The following is an 18,315-nucleotide window of genomic DNA, read 5'->3' as shown; positions in this document are numbered from 1 at the left end:
TCGAATTGCCTGCGGTTCCAAAAATGTCGCGGAGCGCAGTGATCGCTGTCGTGATTTTCCTGGTCGCGCATCTCGCGCTTCTGATCGGTCTCGCCGCGCCGGAAAAATTCGTCTTCGACGAGGTGCATTACGTGCCTGCGGCGCGGCAGATGCTTGGCTCCGTGGCGTCGCAGCCGGTGCTCAATCCGATGCATCCGCCGCTGGCGAAGGAGCTGATCGCGGCGTCGATCGCGGCCTTCGGCGACAATGCGCTCGGCTGGCGCTATCCGGCGACGCTGTTCGGCGCGCTCGCGATTGTCGCGATCTACCTCTGCGGCCTCGCGCTATTTTCCGCGCAAGCGCCGGCAATCGCTGCGGCGCTGATCGCGGCCTGCAATCAGATGCTGTACGTGCAGGCGCGCATCGCGATGCTGGACATCTTTGCGTTCGGCTTCGGCCTGCTCGCCACCGCCGCCTTCATGCACGGTTTTCGAAGAGAGCGCCCACATGCGCTGTTCGCGCTCGCGGGCGCCCTGTTCGGCCTCGCTGCCGCCTGCAAATGGAGCGGCCTGTTTCCGCTCGGCGTCTGCATCGTCATCGTCGCTGTGGTCCGCCTGATGCAGGGCTGGCGCACGCTGTTCGCCGATGCGAAGCCGGGAGACTGGTATAGTCCCGACCTCTGGCCCGGCTTTCGGGTGCAGCATGTCGCGCTGTGTTTCGCCGTCCTGCCGGCGGTGACATATATCGCCGCTTTCGTTCCGCTTTATGGATTGTCGCTGTCGGACCTGATCGAGGCGCAGCGCCGGATTTTTGCCGACAACACCACCACAGCGATCGCCGGCCACACCTATATGAGCTCGTGGCCGTCCTGGCCGTTGCTGGCGCGCCCGGTATGGTTCCTGTTCGATAAGTTAGCGGAAGATCGCGTTGCCGCGATCGTCTTCCTCGGCAACCCCTTGGTGCTGTGGCCGGCCCTGCTGGCGATCGCCGTCGTGTTGCGCGACTTCGTCGTCGCGCGCCGCTGGGATGCATTCCTGATCGCGTCGTTCTATTTCGGGCCCTGGCTCGCCTGGGCGCTGCTGCCCCGCGCCCTAGGCTTCATCTATTACTATCTGCCGGCCGCAACGGCGGCATCGCTTGCGCTCGTCTATGTGCTGCGAAGAGAGGGGCTTCCGCGCTGGTTGCTGTGGGCCTATGTCGGCGTCGCAGCCATCGGCTTTGCGGTGATGTTGCCGGTCTCGGCGGCCTTCATCGGCACGTCGATGCAGACCTTCAACCGGCTGATGCTGTTTCAGAGCTGGATATGAAATCGCCGCCTGCCACGATCATGGCAGGCGGCGTGGTTCGTTCGCCGGTTACGTCAAATCACTTGGACGCGGTCTTGGTGTCCATGTTCACGACCTGGACGCGGCGGTTGATCGGGTCGGCGCCGTTGACGGTGTCCTTCAGCTTGGTCTTGCCGTAGCCGACGGTGACGAGATCGGTGCCGGCGAGACCGTAGTTCTGGACCAGGTATTTCTTGATGGTGTCGGCGCGCCGCTCGGAGAGTCCCTGGTTGTACTCTTCGGTGCCTATCGCATCGGTATGGCCGGCGACCACGAAGGTCGAACCCTTCAGCGATGGATCGGATAGCGCCTTGCCGAGCGCCTGCACCGAAGGCACCGAGGTCTTGGCGATGTCGGCCGAGTTGTAGTCGAACTGGATCTCCAGATCGATCTTCGGCTTGGTCGCTGCGAGCTCGGCGATCTGCTCACGCTCGCCCGTCGACAGCGACCGGGTCGAGCGGTTCCGGACGGTATTCAGGAAGGTCGATTCCTTGGCCTGCACCGCCGGATCGGCCTGCGGACCAGCGGAGAGGCCGCGAGTCGCGGGCTTCGGCTTCAACGCGTCCAGGATCTGGTTCGTGGAGACGTTGTCGCCGGCCAGTGCCAGGCCCGCCGACATTGTCAGAACTGCCGAGAGAGTAATCGCCTTCAGTCCAAAAAATCTATCAAAACGGGTCATTGTCGTATCCTCGCTGTTACGCCTGATGGCGATTTGATGCTGCGAGCATAGGGAAGGTTCAAAAGCCCTGATGTGATCTTGGTCACGGTTGGAAACAGGAAGTTCCGGGCCTGATCCTAAACGCCGGGCAGAAGGGCGGCCAAGGGCGTGTCGGCCGTTCCGTTCGGTGAGGCCTCCCGCCCGCGTGGAGGCAAGGGAACGGCGAACCTGACTGCGCAGTTTACTTCCGTGGCTTGCAGCAATCCCTGGACATTGATCGCCGCAAAGCCGTCGCGCGGTGACCTGTCTGCGAACAAGCTTTGGGCCAGATGCGCGCCTAGCAGAATCGATCGTTCGACCATCACAAGCAAAAGGAGCCGAGTCCATCCAGTGCCGAGGCCGAGTGACCAATTCTATCGCAGTGGCCCGCCGGATCGGACAGTGTCCCTGACCTCCATGCCCATCTATATCGGCGCGGCGATGATTGCGGTGGCGATCCTGCTGTCGACGTTGATCACGAGCCTTACCACCCGCTATGCTGGGCTCGAAGGTCCGACCGACGAGAACATGTGGCTGGTCGACCGCCTGACCGGCAATGTCTACCGCTGTCAGTCGGAGGGGCGGGGCAAGGCCTCGTGCGAGCCGGATGTCGCGACCGGTAGCGTCGGGGAGCGCCCAAAAGCCGCACACTAGGGACGGTTATCGTTGCGGCGCAGCAACAAAAATGTCTTCTCCCTGAAAGCTTGTCGCTAAAGAATGGCTTTCGCGTTGGCCGGCATGATGCCGGTTCGTCCTATGGAGGAGGCGTTCGATGAAGATGTTGCTTTCGGCTGTTGCGCTTGCTGCATTCGCGGTTTCGCCGGCTTCTGCGGCAAAGATGCAACCGTGCACAGGCGAGACTATCGGCAAGGCGATGACCGCGATCGGGACGGTTGATTCGCCTGCCAAACAGGCGATGGCAAAGGAAGTGGCTGCCGCCAACACCGACATGAGCAAAGGGGATATGCGGGGCGCCTGCAAGCATTACATGAAGGCGCAGAAGATGGGCGCGATGAAATAGCTCGGATTCGTTTGTTTGCAGGCCGCGCTGTCAGCAGCTGGCAGCGCGGCTTTTCTTTGCCCGCTTCTGCTTTGCAGTTGCGCGAATCCCGCTAAATTCGTCTCCGCAATGTCACGCTCGCAAATACCCTTTCCGCTCACCGCGACACAGGCCCGGCAGATCTGGCTGCGCGCCCAGCGGCTGGACGTACGTGCGCCATTCGGGGAGGGCGCGCAAGCGGTCGCAGACGCGGTCGCCCATCTCGGCTATGTGCAGATCGACACCATCAACGTGATCGAGCGCTGCCACCACCACATCCTGTTCAGCCGCATCCCGTCCTATCGCCGCGCCGATCTGCGCCACGCCCAGAGTGTCGACAAGAGCGTGTTCGAATATTGGACTCATGCGCTGTCCTATGTGCCGGCCAGCGACTTCCGCTTCTTCCTGCCGGCGATGCGCGAGCACCGCCGCGAGGGGCACAAATGGTTTGCCTCGGTCACGCCGGCCGACATGCGCAAGGCGATGCGGCTGGTGCGCGCCGGTCCGCTGACGATTCGCGACATCGAGGACGACGTGCTCACCGAGAAGGAGCATCTGTGGCAGAGCCGCAAGCCGTCGAAGCGGGCGCTGCAGCTCGCCTTCTATACCGGCGCCGTGACCATCAGCGAGCGACAGGGCATGCTCAAGACCTATGAGCTGATGATCCGGCATTTCGGCTGGGACAAACTGCCGAAGCCGGCATCAGCGAAGGAGATCACGGCCTATCTGGTTGAGCGCGCACTGCGGTCGCAGGGCGTGGTGAGTCTCGATTCGGTCTGCCATCTTGACGCGCCGAGCAAGAAGGCGGTCGCCAGCCTAATCGCCGCGCGCGTCCGCCGCGGCGAACTCGTGCCGGTCGCGATCGACGGGGCCGGTAAGCAGGAGCATTGGGCCGAGCCGTTGGCGCTGGAGCCGGGCGAGGTGCCGCCAGATCTCGTCCACATCCTCTCACCGTTCGATCCCCTGATCATCCAGCGCAAGCGCACCAATTTGATCTTTGGCTACAACCATTTGTTCGAAGCCTATGTACCCAAGGCGAAACGCAAGCTCGGCTATTTCGCGCTGCCGGTGCTGGTCGGCGACGAGATCGTCGCCGCGCTCGACCTCAAGACCGACAGACAGGACAAGAAGCTGCTGGTGCAGAAATGGACCTGGGTCGGGCAGGGGAAGAAGAAGGGGCGCAAGGAGCTGAAGCGGCGTATCGAGGACGAGCTCGATCGCTTCGAGCGGTTTCAATTGGCGGAGTGATACCGGTCCCCACGGGCGCGGCAATGGTAGGGTGGGCAAAGCGAAGCGTGCCCACCACTGTCGTGACGTGAAGGAGCACGGTGGGCACGGCGCTAACGCGCCTTTGTCCACCCTACGAGACTGCGCACCTCGACGAGTCGGTCCATCCAGACGCCAAACACAATCCCGATCGCGTAGGCCAGCAAATTCCACAGCGAGAAGATGCGCCCCAACAGCAGCGCGCCGGCCGTGGTCAGCCGGAATGCGTCGAGCCATGGCGTATGCACTAGCCGGGAAAACTCGAGCATGGCCGCGATCACCACAGCGATGGCTGCGATCTGTGCCCGCGACAGTCGCGGCAGCAGAACCCCAAGCAACAAGAACACCATGGTCGCCCACAGCAGCGAGCCGCCATACTTCACGATGAAGGCGGGAAGGCCGAGCGGAAAACCGTACCATCGCAAGCCCAGCCCGCAGGCGATCACGATCAACGCCAGGGCAGCGCGGGTCACCGATATCTGCAGCGGCGTAACAGGTTTATCCGACTGCACGCCGTGCATTGCTTGCTCCATTGACTCTTTGCCGGCGATGCTCAAAACCCCGGATCAGCCCATAAAAGCAACAACCCGAGGGGAGCCATGAGCCAGACCACGACCTTTGCCGATTCTGCCGGCGTCGCCAAAAGCGCAATCGAGACCTCGACCATCCGCGCCATTTCCTTGCGCCTGATTCCGTTCCTGGTGTTGGCCTACTTCTTCTCCTATCTCGACCGTGTCAATCTCGGCTTCGCCGCGCTGACCATGAATGCGGAGCTGAAGTTCACACCGCTGATCTTCTCCTGGGGCGCCGGCATCTTCTTCATCGGTTATTTCATCTTCGAGGTGCCGAGCAATCTGGCGCTGGAGAAGTTCGGTGCCAGCCGCTGGATCGCGCGCATCATGGTGACCTGGGGCATCATCTCGGCGCTGATGGCGACGGTCTCGGGCGAGTGGGGCTTCTATATCCTGCGCTTCCTGCTCGGTGTCGCCGAAGCCGGCTTCTTCCCCGGCATCATCCTTTATCTCACCTACTGGTACCCAGCTGAATATCGCGCCCGCTTCCTCGCCGCGTTCGCGGTCGCAGTCCCGGTCTCGACGGTGATCGGCGCGCCGGTTTCGGGCCTGTTGCTAGGGCTGGACGGTGCGATGGGCCTGAAGGGCTGGCAGTGGCTGTTCATCATCGAGGGCATTCCCTCGGTGCTGCTCGGCATCGTCACCTGGTTCTATCTCACCGACAGGCCTGAGAAGGCAGACTGGCTCTCGGCCGAGCAGAAGTCCTGGCTCAAGACGAAGCTCGATTCCGAGATTGCCGCCAAGCAGGCGGTGAAGCAGCTGTCGCTCGGCGAAGCGCTGTCGTCGCCGAAGGTGATAATGCTGAGCCTGGTTTATTTCGGCTTCGTCGGTGCGCTCTATGGCATGCAGTTCTGGCTGCCGCAGATCGTCAAGGCGTTCGGTCTCACCAACGCCCAAACCGGCTTCGTCACCGCGATCCCCTACCTGTTCGGCACCATCGCGATGATCCTGTGGGCGCGGCATTCCGATGCCACGCACGAGCGCGTGATGCATGTCGGCGCGCCGCTGCTGCTCACCGCCGTCGCGCTCGGCGTCTCCAGCTACCTCACCGATCCCGCCATGACGATGGTCGTGCTGACGGTCGCCGCGATCGGCGTGTTCTGCTGCTTCGGTGTGTTCTGGACCTTGCCGACCGCCTGGCTCTCCGGCACGGCGGCGGCCGGCGCCATCGCGCTGATCAACTCGATCGGCAACCTCGCGGGCTTCGGCGGGCCATACCTGATCGGCTGGGTCAAGGAAGCCACCGGCCAGACCTCAACCGGCCTGCTCGTGCTCGCGGTGCTGCCGCTGATCGCCGGCATCCTGGTGTTCGCCGGCGGCCACGAGAGCAAGCACGAATTTGCCGGGCAGGGGCGGTGAGAGGAGCTCCAGGGTGGGCAAAGGAGCGCTCTTCGCGCGCCATGCCCACCGTTTTTCTGAATGACGGCGGAAATGGTGGGCACGCTCCGCTTTGCCCCACCCTACGATAGCACCTCCATAGAGGCACCCCAATCCTTACCGCCCCTTAACGATCACAGATTTCTGATGACTGACGATTATTGACTTTTATCAGTGATTAGTCGACATTCCTCTCAATCGAGATGCAGGAGTGTCCTTCGATGTTCGTCCGGTCAGTTTTATCCAGCTACTTCAAGCTGTTGGCAGGTGTGTCGCTGGCCTTGATGGCCGCGGCGCTGGCCGGGTGCAATGATACCGTGGCCCAGAAAGCCGAGCGGCCGCGGCCGGTACTGGTCGCGACCGCCCATTATGATGCCGAGACACCGGAGCGCAGCTTCGTTGGCACCGTCCGTCCCCGGATCGAAAGTGACCTCGGCTTCCGCGTCGCCGGCAAGGTCGCCAGGCGCCTCGTCGAAGTCGGCCAGACCGTCGAGATCGGGCAACCGCTCGCGACCCTCGATGAGGTCGACCTCAAGCTCCAGGCCGAGCAGTCCGTGGCCGAGCTGACGGCTGCGACCGGTGTGCTGGCGCAAGCCGCCGCCGCCGAGCAGCGCGCCAAGGATCTGAAAGCCAAGGGCTGGACCACGGATGCCCAGATGGATTCGAGCCGCGCCGCCGCCGACGAGGCCCGCGCGCGCCTGAACCGCGCCGAGCGCGCGGTCGAGCTGACCAAGAATTCCCTTTCCTACGCGACGCTCAACGCCGACGCCCGTGGCGTCGTCACCGCAACGCTGATCGAGCCCGGCCAGGTGGTCGCCGCGGGCCAGGCTTCGATCCGTGTCGCCCGCTTTGCCGAAAAGGAAGCGGTCGTCGCGATCCCTGAGACGCTGGTCGGACGTGCCAAGTCGGGCGCCGCCAGCGTCACTCTTTGGTCGGAGCCTGGCAAGAAGTATACGGCCAAGCTGCGCGAGATCGCGCCCACCGCGGATCCCGCCACGCGCACTTATCTTGCGAAATTCTCGCTTCCGGAGGCCGACGACAAGGTTTCGCTCGGCATGACCGCAACACTGACGCTGTCGGACGCCGCAACCGAGCGCGTCGCGCGGTTGCCGCTGTCGGCACTGTTCAACGAAGGCGGCAAGCCCTCGTTCTATGTCGTCGACGACAACGGCGCGGTCACGCTGAAGCCGGTCGTGGTGAAGTCCTACGAGAGCAACGACGTCGTCATCACCAGCGGTGTGGAAGAGGGCGCCAAGATCGTCGCCCTCGGCGTGCAGAAGCTCGATCCGAGCCAGAAAGTGCGGATCGTGTCGTCACTGTCTTTCTAAGTTTTTATGAGTCTCATCGTTGCGAGCTGAGTTTCGGCCCTCGTGCAAATGCGAAGGCTGAAGCGGCGAAGCGATCCAGAATCTGCCCAGCCCCCTGGATTGCTTCGCTGCCTCGCGATGACGGGTTTGAACAGAGTGGCTGTGGTTTTTTGGCGATTGGATCGTCTTACGGAGAGTGCGATGAAGCGCTTCAATCTTTCGGCCTGGGCCGTCAGCCATCCGACGCTGGTCCTGTTTCTGATGATCGTGCTCGGCGCCGCCGGCTTCTTCTCCTATCAGAAGCTCGGCCGCGCCGAGGATCCGTTCTTCACGGTGAAGGTGGTCAACGTCTCCGTGATCTGGCCGGGTGCGACCGCGCAGGAGATGCAGACCCAGGTCGCCGATCCCATCGAGAAGAAGCTCCAGGAGCTGCCTTACTTCGAGAAGGTGCAGACCTATTCGAAGCCCGCCTTTGCCGCGCTCCAGGTCACCTTCCGCGATTCCACGCCGCCGAAGGATGTGCCCTATCTCTTTTATCTGCTGCGCAAGAAGCTCGTCGACGTGCAGGGCCAGCTGCCCTCTGGCATTCTGGGGCCCGTCGTCAACGACGAGTTCTCCGACGTCGATTCCATCCTGTACATGATGACCGGCGATGGCGCCAATTACGCGCAGCTCAAGAAAGTGTCGGAGGGATTCCGTCAGCGCCTCCTGAAGGTGCCGGGCGTGACCAAGGTCGACGTCTACGGCAATCAGGACGAGCGCATCTTCGTTGAATTCTCGCACGCCAAGCTCGCCACCCTCGGCATCACGCCGCAAGCGCTGTTCGATTCGCTCGCCAAGCAGAACAATGTGACACCGGCCGGCACGGTCGAGACCTCGTCGCAGCGCGTGCCGCTGCGCGTCACCGGTGCGCTCGACGGCGCCAAGGCGGTGGCCGAGACGCCGGTCGAGAGCAACGGCCGCGTCTTCAGGCTCGGCGATATCGCCACCGTCACCCACGGCTATGTCGACCCGCCGAGCTTCGTCGTACGCCAGGAAGGCAAGGCCGCGATCGGCATCGGCGTCGTCACTGCCAAGGGCGCCAACATTCTCGATCTCGGCAAGGAGGTCGAGAAGGCGACCGCTGAATTCATGAAGGCTGTGCCGCAGGGCGTCGACGTCCGACTCATTGCCGACCAGCCCAAGGTTGTCGAGCACGCCGTCGGCGAGTTCGTGCATTCCTTCATGGAAGCGCTGGTTATCGTGCTGTTCGTGTCGTTCCTGGCGCTCGGCTGGCGCACCGGCATCGTGGTCGCGCTGTCGGTGCCGCTGGTGCTCGGCATCGTCTTCATCGTCATGAACACGATGTCGCTCGACCTGCACCGCATCACGCTCGGCGCGCTGATCATCGCGCTCGGCCTGCTCGTCGACGATGCCATCATCGCGGTCGAGATGATGGTGGTGAAGATGGAGCAGGGCTGGGACCGTTATCGGGCCGCGTCCTTTGCCTGGGAATCAACCGCGTTTCCGATGCTCACGGGAACGCTGGTCACGGCCGCTGGCTTCCTCCCCATCGGCTTTGCCAATTCCGCGGTCGGCGAATATGCCGGCAGCATTTTCTGGATCGTGGCGATCGCGCTGGTCGCCTCCTGGTTCGTGGCGGTGATCTTCACGCCCTATATCGGCGTCATGCTGTTGCCCAATATCAAGGTGCACCAAAATCACGATCCGCACGCGGTCTACGAGACCCGCATGTACCGCGGCCTGCGCGCCATCGTGCAGTGGTGCGTCAACCACCGCATCACCGTGGTGGCCGCCACCGTCGGCGTCTTCATCGTCTCGATCGTCGGCTTCGGCCAGGTCCAGCAGCAGTTCTTCCCGCTGTCGGAGCGGCCCGAGCTGTTCCTCCAGCTCCGTCTGCCCGAGGGCACCGCCTTCAACGTCACCGAAAAGGCGGTGAAGAAGGCCGAGACGCTTTTGAAGGACGACAAGGATATCGAGACCTATACCGCCTACGTCGGCCAGGGCTCGCCGCGCTTCTGGCTCGGCCTCAACCCGCAGCTTCCGAACGAGGCCTTCGCCGAGATCGTCATCGTCGCCAAGGGCGTCGAGGCGCGTGAGCGCGTCAAGGCCAAGATCGAGAACGCGGTCGCCGAGGGCATGCTGGCGGAGGCGCGGGTGCGCGTCGACCGCTTCAATTTCGGTCCGCCGGTCGGCTTCCCCGTGCAGTTCCGCGTGATCGGTCCCGACGCCAACAAGGTGCGCGAGATCGCCTACCAGGTGCGTGACGTCATGCGGGAGAACAAGAGCGTCAAGGACGTTCAGCTCGACTGGAACGAACAGTCGCCCTACCTCAAGCTTGTCGTCGATCAGGACCGGGCCCGCGCCATGGGCCTGACCCCGCAGGAGGTTTCGCAGGCGCTAGCGATGCTGATTTCGGGCGCACAAGTCACGACCGTGCGGGACGGCATCGAGAAGGTCGGCGTGGTTGCCCGCGCAGTCTCGTCCGAACGCCTCGACCTCGGCGGCGTCGGCGATCTCACCATCACCTCGCGTAATGGCGTCGCGGTGCCGCTGCAGCAGATCGCCAAGATCGAATATTCCCACGAGGAGCCGATCATGTGGCGGCGCAACCGCGACATGGCGATCACCGTGCGCTCCGACGTCGTCGACGGCGTGCAGGCGCCCGACGTCACCAACCAGATCACGCCGAAGCTTCAGGCGATCAAGGATCATCTCGAGCCGGCCTACCGGATCGAGCCGGGCGGTGCGTTCGAGGAATCGGCCAAGGGGAATGCCTCGATCTTCATCCTCTTCCCGCTGATGGTCATGGTGATGCTGACGCTTCTGATGTTCCAGCTTCAGAGCTTCTCCCGCCTGATCCTGGTGTTCCTGACCGCGCCGCTCGGCATCGTCGGCGCCTCCTTGGGGCTTAACGTCGCCAATGCCCCGTTCGGCTTCGTGGCGCTGCTCGGCCTGATCGCGCTCGCCGGCATGATCATGCGCAACGCGGTCATTCTGGTCGACCAGATCGAGACCGACGTTTCCCACGGCCTGACACGGCGCGAGGCGATCGTGGAGGCAACCGTCCGCCGGGCCCGTCCGGTGGTGCTGACGGCGCTCGCCGCCATCCTCGCCATGATCCCGCTGTCGCGCTCGGCGTTCTGGGGCCCGATGGCGATTACCATCATGGGCGGCTTGTTCGTTGCGACCTTCCTCACGCTGCTGTACCTGCCGGGTCTCTACGCCCTGTGGTTCCGCAAGAGCCTGGATGAGGCCGGTACTGCGGCGCAGCCTCCCGCGCCGCAGCATGAGAGCGATGACCATTCGGCAATTCCGCTTGCTGAAGCCGCTGAATAAATGAAGACTGCTAACTGACGAGTCCTGACAAATGACACTGATTGCGGAGCATATCGAAGGCGACACCCGGGATCGTATTCTCGAGGTAGCCGAGCGGCTGTTCCGCCAGATCGGCTACCAGAAGACGACGGTCGGGGACATTGCCAAGGAGCTCAGGATGAGCCCCGCCAATGTCTATCGCTTCTTCGAATCGAAAAAGGCGATCCATCAAGCCGTGGCCCGCTCACTGATGGGCGAGGTCGAGCTGGAGGCGCAGCGGATCGTGGCCAGGCCCGGTCCGGTGCTGGAGCGCTTCCGCGAGCTGCTGACCACCATCCATCGCATGAACACTGAACGCTATGTCGGTGATTCCAAGCTGCACGAGATGGTCGAGATCGCGATGCAGGAGGACTGGGATGTCTGCGTCGCCCACATGGAGCTCATCACCACGGCGATCGGCCAGATGATCGCGCAAGGCGCCGCCTCCGGCGAGTTCGAAGCTCCGGACCTGGAGCTCGCCTCAATGTGCGCCTGCACCGCCATGATGCGGTTCTTCCACCCCCAGATGATCGCCCAGTGCGCCACCAAGCCGGGCCCGAGCATCGACCAGATGATCGATTTCGTCATTGCGGGTTTGTCGCCGCGTCACTGACGGGCGGCGGAATTTTTCGTATAAACAGATATGCTATCATTCCCGGCGTCGGTCCAGCGGCCGCCCCGGGGATGATACGCACGGACGAATCAACAAACTCCGTTATTGCGAGCGCAGCGGAGCAATCCAGAGTCTTTCCGCGGAGGCAGTCTGGATTGCTTCGCTGCGCTCGCAATGACGAGGAGGAAACAGCGCGTGACCGACAAAGATCTGCACTTCTACGAGCCCGCCAAGGGCCACGGCCTCAAGCACGATCCCTTCAACGCCATCATCGCGCCGCGGCCGATCGGGTGGATTTCGTCGCGCGACACCAGGGGCCACGTCAACCTTGCGCCCTATAGCTTCTTCAACGCATTCTGCTACGTGCCCCCGATCATCGGCTTCTCCTCCACCAACTGGAAGGACACGGTCGAGAACATCCAGCAGACCGGGGAGTTCGTCTGGAATCTCGCCACCATGGATCTGGCCAAGCAGATGAACGCGACCGCGGCGCATGTCGCCCCGGAGGTCGACGAGTTCGAGGTTGCGGGACTTACCGCCGTGCCGGGCAACCTCGTCAACGTGCCGCGCGTCGGCGAGAGCCCAGTGGCGCTCGAGTGCAAGGTCTCCGACGTCGTCCGCCTCAAGGGGGCCGACGGCAAGCAAGCCGACGCCTGGCTGACGCTCGGCGAAGTCGTCGCCGTCCACATCGACAAGGCCATGATCAAGGACGGCGTCTACCAGACCGCCGCCGCCCACCCGATCGTCCGCGCAGGACGGCAGGGAGACTATTTCGAGATCAAGCCGGAAAACATGTTCGAGATGGTGCGGCCGGACTAGGCCCACCTCGCCCTCTCCACGTCATTCCGGGGCGCGCCGAGAGGCGCGAACCCGGAATCCATTCATCGACCAACGCTGCCGCGCGACAGATTCTCAGATGCGCAATTGCGCATCATAGTTCACGCTCCGCGTGCCCCGGAATGACTGCGGCGAGACATTCAGCCCCATTTCCCCTCTCGGAACTGCCACCGCACCCGGCCGTTATGGCCTTGGGCGGCCGCCCGGCCGCGTCAATTTTGCCGGCGAAGTGTTCACTTCCGCCAGCCACTTTCCGCTAAAATGCCCGACAACCGCGCCGATGCATGAGGTCAGCCATGAGCTTCCGCCGCGACACCATCACCAAGCCGATCTTCTCCTGGGCACGCGGGGTCTTGCCGGCGATGTCCGGCACCGAGCGCGAGGCGCTGGAGGCCGGCGACGTCTGGTGGGACGCCGATCTCTTCACCGGCAATCCGGACTGGTCGAAACTGCTGGACATCGCGCCGGCGAAACTGACCGACGAGGAGCAGGCCTTCCTCACCGGCCCGGTCGATGAGCTCTGCGCCATGCTCGACGAGTGGAAGATCTTTTGGGAGTTGCGCGACCTGCCGCAGGACGTCTGGCACTTCGTCAAGCGCGAGAAATTCTTCGGCATGATCATTCCGAAGGAATTTGGCGGCCTTGGCTTCTCGCCCTATGCGCATTCGGAAGTGGTGCGCAAGATCTCGACCCGCTCGATCGCCGCCGCAGTCACCGTGATGGTGCCGAACTCGCTCGGGCCGGGCGAACTCCTGATGCGCTTCGGCACCAGGGAGCAGCAGGAGCGTTGGCTACCGCGGCTGGCCGATGGCCGCGACATTCCCTGCTTCGGCCTCACCAGTCCGGAAGCCGGCTCCGATGCTGCCTCGATGGTCGACACTGGAATCGTCTGCAAAGGGAATTTCGAAGGCCGCGAAGTCATCGGCCTCAGGCTCAACTGGCACAAGCGCTACATCACGCTCGGCCCCGTCGCGACGCTGCTTGGCCTTGCATTTAAGGCCCATGATCCCGATCATCTGGTGGGCGATCAGGAGGAGCTCGGCATCAGCGTGGCGCTGATTCCGACCAACCTTCCCGGTGTCGAGATCGGTAAACGCCATTTGCCGTCGATGCAGGTGTTTCAGAACGGCCCGAATTGGGGCCGCGACGTCTTCATTCCGCTCGATTATGTCATCGGCGGCGAGGCACGGCTGGGGCAAGGCTGGAAGATGCTAATGACGGCGCTCGCCGCCGGGCGCGGCATCTCGCTGCCGTCGCTGTCGGCAGCGGGCGCCGCCTATGCCGCGCGCACCACGGGGGCCTATGCCCGCATTCGCGAGCAGTTCGGCATCTCCATCTCCAAGTTCGAGGGCGTCGAGGAGCCGCTGGCGCGCATCGTCGCCACCGCCTACCAGCTCGATGCGGCGCGGCGGCTCACTTGCGCCGCACTGAATGCCGGGGTTCATCCCGCCGTCATCTCCGGCATCATGAAGCTGCACGCGACCGAGCGGATGCGAACCGCGGTCGACGACGCCATGGACATCCATGGCGGCAAGGCGGTGATCGACGGGCCGCAAAACTATCTCGGCAATCTGCACCGCGCCGTGCCGGTCGGCATCACCGTGGAAGGCGCCAATATCCTGACCCGCAATCTCATCGTGTTCGGGCAGGGCGCCATTCGCGCCCATCCCTATCTGCTCGACGAGATGAACGCGCTGGCCGAAACCGACCGCGATCGCGGGCTCACCGCGTTCGACAAGGCATTCTGGAAACATGTCGGCCACAGCTTTCGGACGTTGTTCCGCGCCTTCGGCCGGAGCTGGACATCTGGTGCTTTTGCGCCGGCGCCGGACGCCGGCGAGGCGACGCCATTCTATCGCCAGCTGTCGCGCTATTCGGCTGCGTTCGCGCTCTGCGCCGACATGGCGCTGCTCACGCTCGGCGGCGCGCTCAAGCGCAAGGAGATGCTGTCAGCGCGCTTCGGCGACATTCTCTCCGAGCTCTATCTGCTCTCGGCGGCGCTGAAGCGCTGGCACGACGAGGGACGGCAGAAGGAGGATTTTGCCGCGCTGGAATGGTGCATGGCGACCGGCTTCAGGACTATCGAGAACAGGTTCGCCGAAATCCTCGCCAACCTGCCCAACCGTTTCGTCGCCGGCTTCCTCAAGCTCGTGGTCCAGCCCTTCGGCGCCCGCGTGCTCGGCCCAAGCGACCGCGTCGTGCACCAATGCGCAAGCCTCGTGCTCGAGCCGTCAGCCGCGCGCGACCGCCTCACGCCCGATCTTGCTTATGTCGATGACGACGGCGGCTTCGCGCGGCTGGAGCGCGCGTTCAAGCTGGTTGCAGCCACCGATGCCATCGCCAAGCGCATGCGCGCGGCGCATATGGGCGACTGGAACGAGGCCGTGGCCAAGGGCGTGATCACGCAGGCCGAAGGCGAGCAGCTTGCGGCGGCCCGTGAGGCCGTCACAAAAGTGATCGAGGTCGATGATTTTGCGCCGGAGGCGCTGTCGCCGATTTACAAGAAAACCGCAGGCGTGCATCAATTCTTCCAGGAACTCGGTGAACAGAGGGCGGCGAGCTGATGGCACGACCGGTTTTCATCGTCGACGGCAGCCGAACGCCGTTTCTAAAAGCACGTTCGGGGCCGGGACCTTTCACACCTGTGGACCTTGCTGTGCAGTGCGGCCGGCCGCTGCTGGCGCGCCAGCCGTTTGCGCCCACGACGTTCGATCAGGTCATCCTCGGCTGCGTCAACGTCATTGCGGACGAGATGAACCCAGCCCGCGTCGCCGCGCTCAGGCTCGGCATGGGCGAGGACATGGTCGCTTTCACCGTGCAGATCAATTGCGGCTCCGGCATGCAGTCGATCGACACCGGCTACCGCTACATCCGCGAGGGCCACGCCGACATGATCCTCGCCGGCGGCACCGAAGCTTTGAGCCACGCGCCGCTGGTCTGGCCAAATTCCGGCGTCCGCTGGTTCGCCGGCCTTGCCACCGCCAAGGGCATGGCCGCAAAGCTCGCCGCGGCCTTCAAGTTGCGGCCGCGCTATCTCAAGCCGATCATCGGCCTCGAGCGTGGGCTCACCGATCCCGTTACGGATCTGAACATGGGCCAGACGGCGGAGGTCGTCGGCCATCTCTTCGGCATTACGCGCGCGCAATCGGATGCCTATGCTGCCGAGAGCCATCGCCGGCTCGCACGTGCGCAGGTGGAAGGATTTCTGAAGGGTGAGGTCGAGACCGCGTTCTCCCGGGACGGCAACTTCTTCGACCATGACGACGGCGTTCGGCCCGACTCGTCGTCCGAGACGCTGGCAAAACTAAAGCCGGTGTTCGAGCGCCCTTGGGGCCAGGTCACCGCCGGCAATTCCTCGCAGATCACCGACGGCGCCTCCTGGGTGATCCTCGCTTCCGACGGGGCGGTGGCAAAGTACGGATTGACGCCGAAGGCAGTCATCGTTGACAGCAACTGGGCTGCGCTCGATCCGAGCATCATGGGGCTCGGTCCCGTGCTGTCGGCGACGCCGCTGTTGAAGCGCAACAATCTCACCATCAAGGACGTCGAGACCTGGGAGCTGAACGAAGCCTTTGCCACCCAGGTGCTGGGCTGCCTGGCTGCCTGGAACGACGACAAGTTCTGCCGCGAGATCCTCGGGCTCGACGGCACCGCCGGCGAGATTGACCGTGACAGGCTCAATGTCGATGGCGGCGCCATCTCGCTCGGCCATCCCGTCGGCACGTCCGGCAACCGCATCGTGCTGCATCTCGTCAACGCCATGAGGCGGCTCGGCACGCGGCGTGGGGTTGCCACCGAATGCATCGGCGGCGGGCTCGGCGGCGCCATGCTGATCGAGGCGGTGTGACCATGGATTCGAAGATCATGACCGCGTTCGGCGACCGCGTGCTGACGCTTGGGCCTCAGCCTGCGGCCGACAGCCCCTACCGCCACTTCAAGCTGTCGCGCGATGCCGACGGTGTCGCCTGGCTGCTGTTCGACCGCGCCGATGCAAGTGCCAACACGCTGTCCTCCGGCGTGTTAGAGGAATTCGACGCCGTGCTCGCGGCGATCGAGACCGAGCGTCCTGCCGGTCTTGTGATCCGCTCGGCAAAGCCGTCCGGCTTCATCGCCGGCGCCGACGTGAACGAATTCCGCGGAGCCGGCGATGCCGCAATGGTGGAGACGCGCATCCGCGCCGCGCATGCCGTGGTCGACCATCTGGAAGCGCTGAAGCTGCCGACGGTCGCGATCATCCACGGCTTCTGCCTCGGCGGCGGGCTCGAGGTCGCGCTGGCGTGCCAGTCGCGCATCGCCATCGACGGCGCGCGCTTCGGCTTTCCGGAGGTGATGCTGGGCCTGCATCCCGGCCTCGGCGGCACCGCGCGCTTCACCGCGCAGGTCAACCCGACGCAGTCGATGGCGCTGATGCTGACCGGCCGCACCATCGATGCGCGCCGCGCCAGATCGCTCGGCCTTGTCGATACCGTGACGCAGGAACGGCACGTCCGCAACGCAGTGAAGGACGCGCTGTTTGGCCGCCTGAAGCGGGCGCGGCCGGGTCTCTTGACTCGCGCGGCGAATTTCGGATCCGTGCGCGGGCTTTTGGCCAAGCGCATGCGCAGCGAAGCGGCGAAGGCGGCATCCCGCGAGCACTATCCAGCGCCTTACGCGCTGATCGATCTCTGGGAAGCTCATGGCGGCAGCAAAGCCGCGATGCTCAGGGCCGAGCAGGCGTCATTCGCAAAACTGATGGTGACGCCGACTGCGCAGAATTTGATCCGGGTGTTCTTCCTGCGCGAGCAGATGAAGAAGGCCGCCGGCAGCGGCAACACGATCAAGCAGGTCCACGTCATCGGCGCCGGTGCCATGGGCGGCGATATCGCGGCGTGGTGCGCGAGCCAGGGGATGCGCGTCTCACTCGCCGACATGAAGGCTGAGCCGATCGCCAGCGCGGTGAAGCGCGCGGCCGAGCTCTTTGGCAAGATCATCCGCAAACCCACCGAGTTGCGCGACGCGCTCGATCGCCTGATCCCCGACATGGAAGGCGAGGGCGTTCGCAATGCCGATCTCATCATCGAGGCGGTGCCAGAAAAGCTCGAGCTGAAGCAGAAGGTCTATGCCGGCCTCGAGCCCCGGATGAAACCGGGCGCGATTCTTGCGACCAACACATCGAGCATCCCGCTCCAGGATCTGCGCACGACGTTGGCGCGGCCGGAGCGCCTTGTCGGTCTTCATTTCTTCAATCCCGTGTCGCGGCTGCAACTGGTTGAGGTCATCAGCCATGACGGCAACGCCCCTGAGGTGCTGAAGCAGGCGCTCGCCTTCGTCGGCGCGATCGACCGGCTGCCGCTGTCCGTGAAGAGCTCGCCCGGCTTCCTCGTCAACCGCGCGCTGACGCCCTACATGCTGGAAGCGATGGTGATGCTGGACGAGAGGATCGACCAGCGGCTGATCGATGCGGCGGCCGAACAGTTCGGCATGCCGATGGGACCGATCGAGCTTGCCGACCAGGTCGGGCTCGATATTTGTCTTGATGTCGGCGACATGCTGCGCACCAAGTTCGGCGATCTCCTGCCGCCGACGCCGGCCTGGCTGCGCGAGAAAGTCGCCAAGGGCGAACTCGGCCGCAAGACCGGCAAGGGCTTCTACGTCTGGAAGGACGGCAAGGCGGAGAAGGCGCCGTTGCCCGAGACCGGCCCACGTGTCACCGACCAGATGATCGACCGCTTGGTGCTGCCGATGTCCAACGTCTGCGTGGCCGCGCTGCGCGAAGGTATTGTCGACGATCCCGATGCGGTCGACGGCGCCATGATTTTCGGAACCGGCTACGCGCCGTTCCGCGGCGGCCCGCTGAACTATGCGCGCGCACGTGGCGTGGAGAATGTCGTATCCACGCTGCGCGCACTGGCCGAGAGATTCGGCGGCCGCTTCGCGCCCGATCCGGGCTGGGACAATTTCAAGTGA

14 protein-coding genes are annotated in these 18,315 nt (G+C 64.0%); 12 read left to right on the top strand and 2 right to left on the bottom strand.

The annotated features are described in order from the left end of the window. Positions 1-23: 23 nt before the first annotated feature. Positions 24-1,286, top strand: coding sequence for a phospholipid carrier-dependent glycosyltransferase (locus FXV83_RS33340; protein WP_187436332.1), 1,263 nt, complete (start codon positions 24-26; stop codon positions 1,284-1,286). A gap of 58 nt (positions 1,287-1,344) precedes the next feature. On the opposite strand, the gene FXV83_RS33335 is transcribed toward FXV83_RS33340, so the two are convergent. Then, entirely contained in the window at positions 1,345-1,983 is a 639-nt protein-coding gene (locus tag FXV83_RS33335) for an OmpA family protein (RefSeq protein ID WP_148743801.1), read from the bottom strand. 435 nt (positions 1,984-2,418) lie between these two features. On the opposite strand from FXV83_RS33335, the gene FXV83_RS33330 reads away from it, so the two are divergent. From FXV83_RS33330 to FXV83_RS33320, 3 genes are all read left to right on the top strand, one after another. Further along, positions 2,419-2,655: a hypothetical protein gene (locus FXV83_RS33330; RefSeq protein WP_148743826.1), complete on the top strand. Its 237-nt coding sequence runs from the start codon at positions 2,419-2,421 to the stop codon at positions 2,653-2,655. A 118-nt stretch (positions 2,656-2,773) separates the two neighbouring features. After that, complete coding sequence (locus tag FXV83_RS33325) at positions 2,774-3,022, top strand: hypothetical protein (protein ID WP_148743800.1); 249 nt, start codon at positions 2,774-2,776, stop codon at positions 3,020-3,022. Positions 3,023-3,130: 108 nt separating this feature from the next. Continuing rightward, positions 3,131-4,288 (top strand): winged helix-turn-helix domain-containing protein, encoded by a 1,158-nt coding sequence (locus FXV83_RS33320; RefSeq protein ID WP_148743799.1) that lies wholly within the window; start codon positions 3,131-3,133, stop codon positions 4,286-4,288. 92 nt (positions 4,289-4,380) lie between these two features. On the opposite strand, the gene FXV83_RS33315 is transcribed toward FXV83_RS33320, so the two are convergent. Then, positions 4,381-4,827, bottom strand: coding sequence for a ribosomal maturation YjgA family protein (locus FXV83_RS33315; RefSeq protein ID WP_187436338.1), 447 nt, complete (start codon positions 4,825-4,827; stop codon positions 4,381-4,383). Between the two features lie 78 nt (positions 4,828-4,905). Between FXV83_RS33315 and FXV83_RS33310 the strand changes: the two genes are divergently transcribed. The 8 genes from FXV83_RS33310 (at position 4,906) to FXV83_RS33270 (ending at position 18,315) form a co-directional block, all read left to right on the top strand. Further along, positions 4,906-6,237, top strand: a complete 1,332-nt coding sequence (locus FXV83_RS33310) for an MFS transporter (protein WP_148743798.1) — start codon at positions 4,906-4,908, stop codon at positions 6,235-6,237. Between the two features lie 239 nt (positions 6,238-6,476). Next, a complete protein-coding gene (locus tag FXV83_RS33305) occupies positions 6,477-7,583 on the top strand; it encodes an efflux RND transporter periplasmic adaptor subunit (protein ID WP_148743797.1) in 1,107 nt (368 codons plus the stop codon). Positions 7,584-7,763: 180 nt separating this feature from the next. Next, on the top strand, positions 7,764-10,901 hold the full coding sequence (locus tag FXV83_RS33300) for an efflux RND transporter permease subunit (RefSeq protein ID WP_148743796.1): 3,138 nt from the start codon (positions 7,764-7,766) through the stop codon (positions 10,899-10,901). Positions 10,902-10,932: 31 nt separating this feature from the next. Continuing rightward, the gene (locus FXV83_RS33295; protein ID WP_148743795.1) at positions 10,933-11,532 is read left to right on the top strand and encodes a TetR/AcrR family transcriptional regulator; all 600 of its coding nucleotides are present in this window, start codon (positions 10,933-10,935) and stop codon (positions 11,530-11,532) included. Between the two features lie 195 nt (positions 11,533-11,727). Further along, positions 11,728-12,351 carry a flavin reductase family protein gene (locus tag FXV83_RS33285; RefSeq protein WP_148743793.1) on the top strand — a complete coding sequence of 208 codons (624 nt, stop codon included), beginning with the start codon at positions 11,728-11,730 and terminating at the stop codon, positions 12,349-12,351. A 314-nt stretch (positions 12,352-12,665) separates the two neighbouring features. Beyond that, positions 12,666-14,933, top strand: coding sequence for an acyl-CoA dehydrogenase (locus FXV83_RS33280; protein WP_187436331.1), 2,268 nt, complete (start codon positions 12,666-12,668; stop codon positions 14,931-14,933). Then, positions 14,933-16,216 carry an acetyl-CoA C-acetyltransferase gene (locus tag FXV83_RS33275; RefSeq protein WP_148743791.1) on the top strand — a complete coding sequence of 428 codons (1,284 nt, stop codon included), beginning with the start codon at positions 14,933-14,935 and terminating at the stop codon, positions 16,214-16,216. The genes FXV83_RS33280 and FXV83_RS33275 overlap by 1 nt, the downstream gene beginning before the upstream one ends. Before the next feature lie 2 nt (positions 16,217-16,218). Continuing rightward, positions 16,219-18,315, top strand: coding sequence for a 3-hydroxyacyl-CoA dehydrogenase NAD-binding domain-containing protein (locus FXV83_RS33270; RefSeq protein WP_187436330.1), 2,097 nt, complete (start codon positions 16,219-16,221; stop codon positions 18,313-18,315).

Source organism: Bradyrhizobium hipponense (assembly GCF_008123965.1).
GTDB classification, from domain to species: Bacteria; Pseudomonadota; Alphaproteobacteria; order Rhizobiales; family Xanthobacteraceae; genus Bradyrhizobium; species Bradyrhizobium hipponense.
Note: the sequence above shows the minus strand (reverse complement) of the source record. Positions and strands in the feature narration are given on the sequence as shown.

Coding starts and splice junctions, on each gene's coding strand:
- FXV83_RS33335 (WP_148743801.1), bottom strand. CDS start 1,983: ATGACCCGTTTTGATAGATTTTTTGGACTGAAGGCGATTACTCTCTCG.
- FXV83_RS33340 (WP_187436332.1), top strand. CDS start 24: ATGTCGCGGAGCGCAGTGATCGCTGTCGTGATTTTCCTGGTCGCGCAT.
- FXV83_RS33325 (WP_148743800.1), top strand. CDS start 2,774: ATGAAGATGTTGCTTTCGGCTGTTGCGCTTGCTGCATTCGCGGTTTCG.
- FXV83_RS33270 (WP_187436330.1), top strand. CDS start 16,219: ATGGATTCGAAGATCATGACCGCGTTCGGCGACCGCGTGCTGACGCTT.
- FXV83_RS33320 (WP_148743799.1), top strand. CDS start 3,131: ATGTCACGCTCGCAAATACCCTTTCCGCTCACCGCGACACAGGCCCGG.
- FXV83_RS33310 (WP_148743798.1), top strand. CDS start 4,906: ATGAGCCAGACCACGACCTTTGCCGATTCTGCCGGCGTCGCCAAAAGC.
- FXV83_RS33305 (WP_148743797.1), top strand. CDS start 6,477: ATGTTCGTCCGGTCAGTTTTATCCAGCTACTTCAAGCTGTTGGCAGGT.
- FXV83_RS33300 (WP_148743796.1), top strand. CDS start 7,764: ATGAAGCGCTTCAATCTTTCGGCCTGGGCCGTCAGCCATCCGACGCTG.
- FXV83_RS33295 (WP_148743795.1), top strand. CDS start 10,933: ATGACACTGATTGCGGAGCATATCGAAGGCGACACCCGGGATCGTATT.
- FXV83_RS33330 (WP_148743826.1), top strand. CDS start 2,419: ATGCCCATCTATATCGGCGCGGCGATGATTGCGGTGGCGATCCTGCTG.
- FXV83_RS33280 (WP_187436331.1), top strand. CDS start 12,666: ATGAGCTTCCGCCGCGACACCATCACCAAGCCGATCTTCTCCTGGGCA.
- FXV83_RS33315 (WP_187436338.1), bottom strand. CDS start 4,827: ATGCACGGCGTGCAGTCGGATAAACCTGTTACGCCGCTGCAGATATCG.
- FXV83_RS33275 (WP_148743791.1), top strand. CDS start 14,933: ATGGCACGACCGGTTTTCATCGTCGACGGCAGCCGAACGCCGTTTCTA.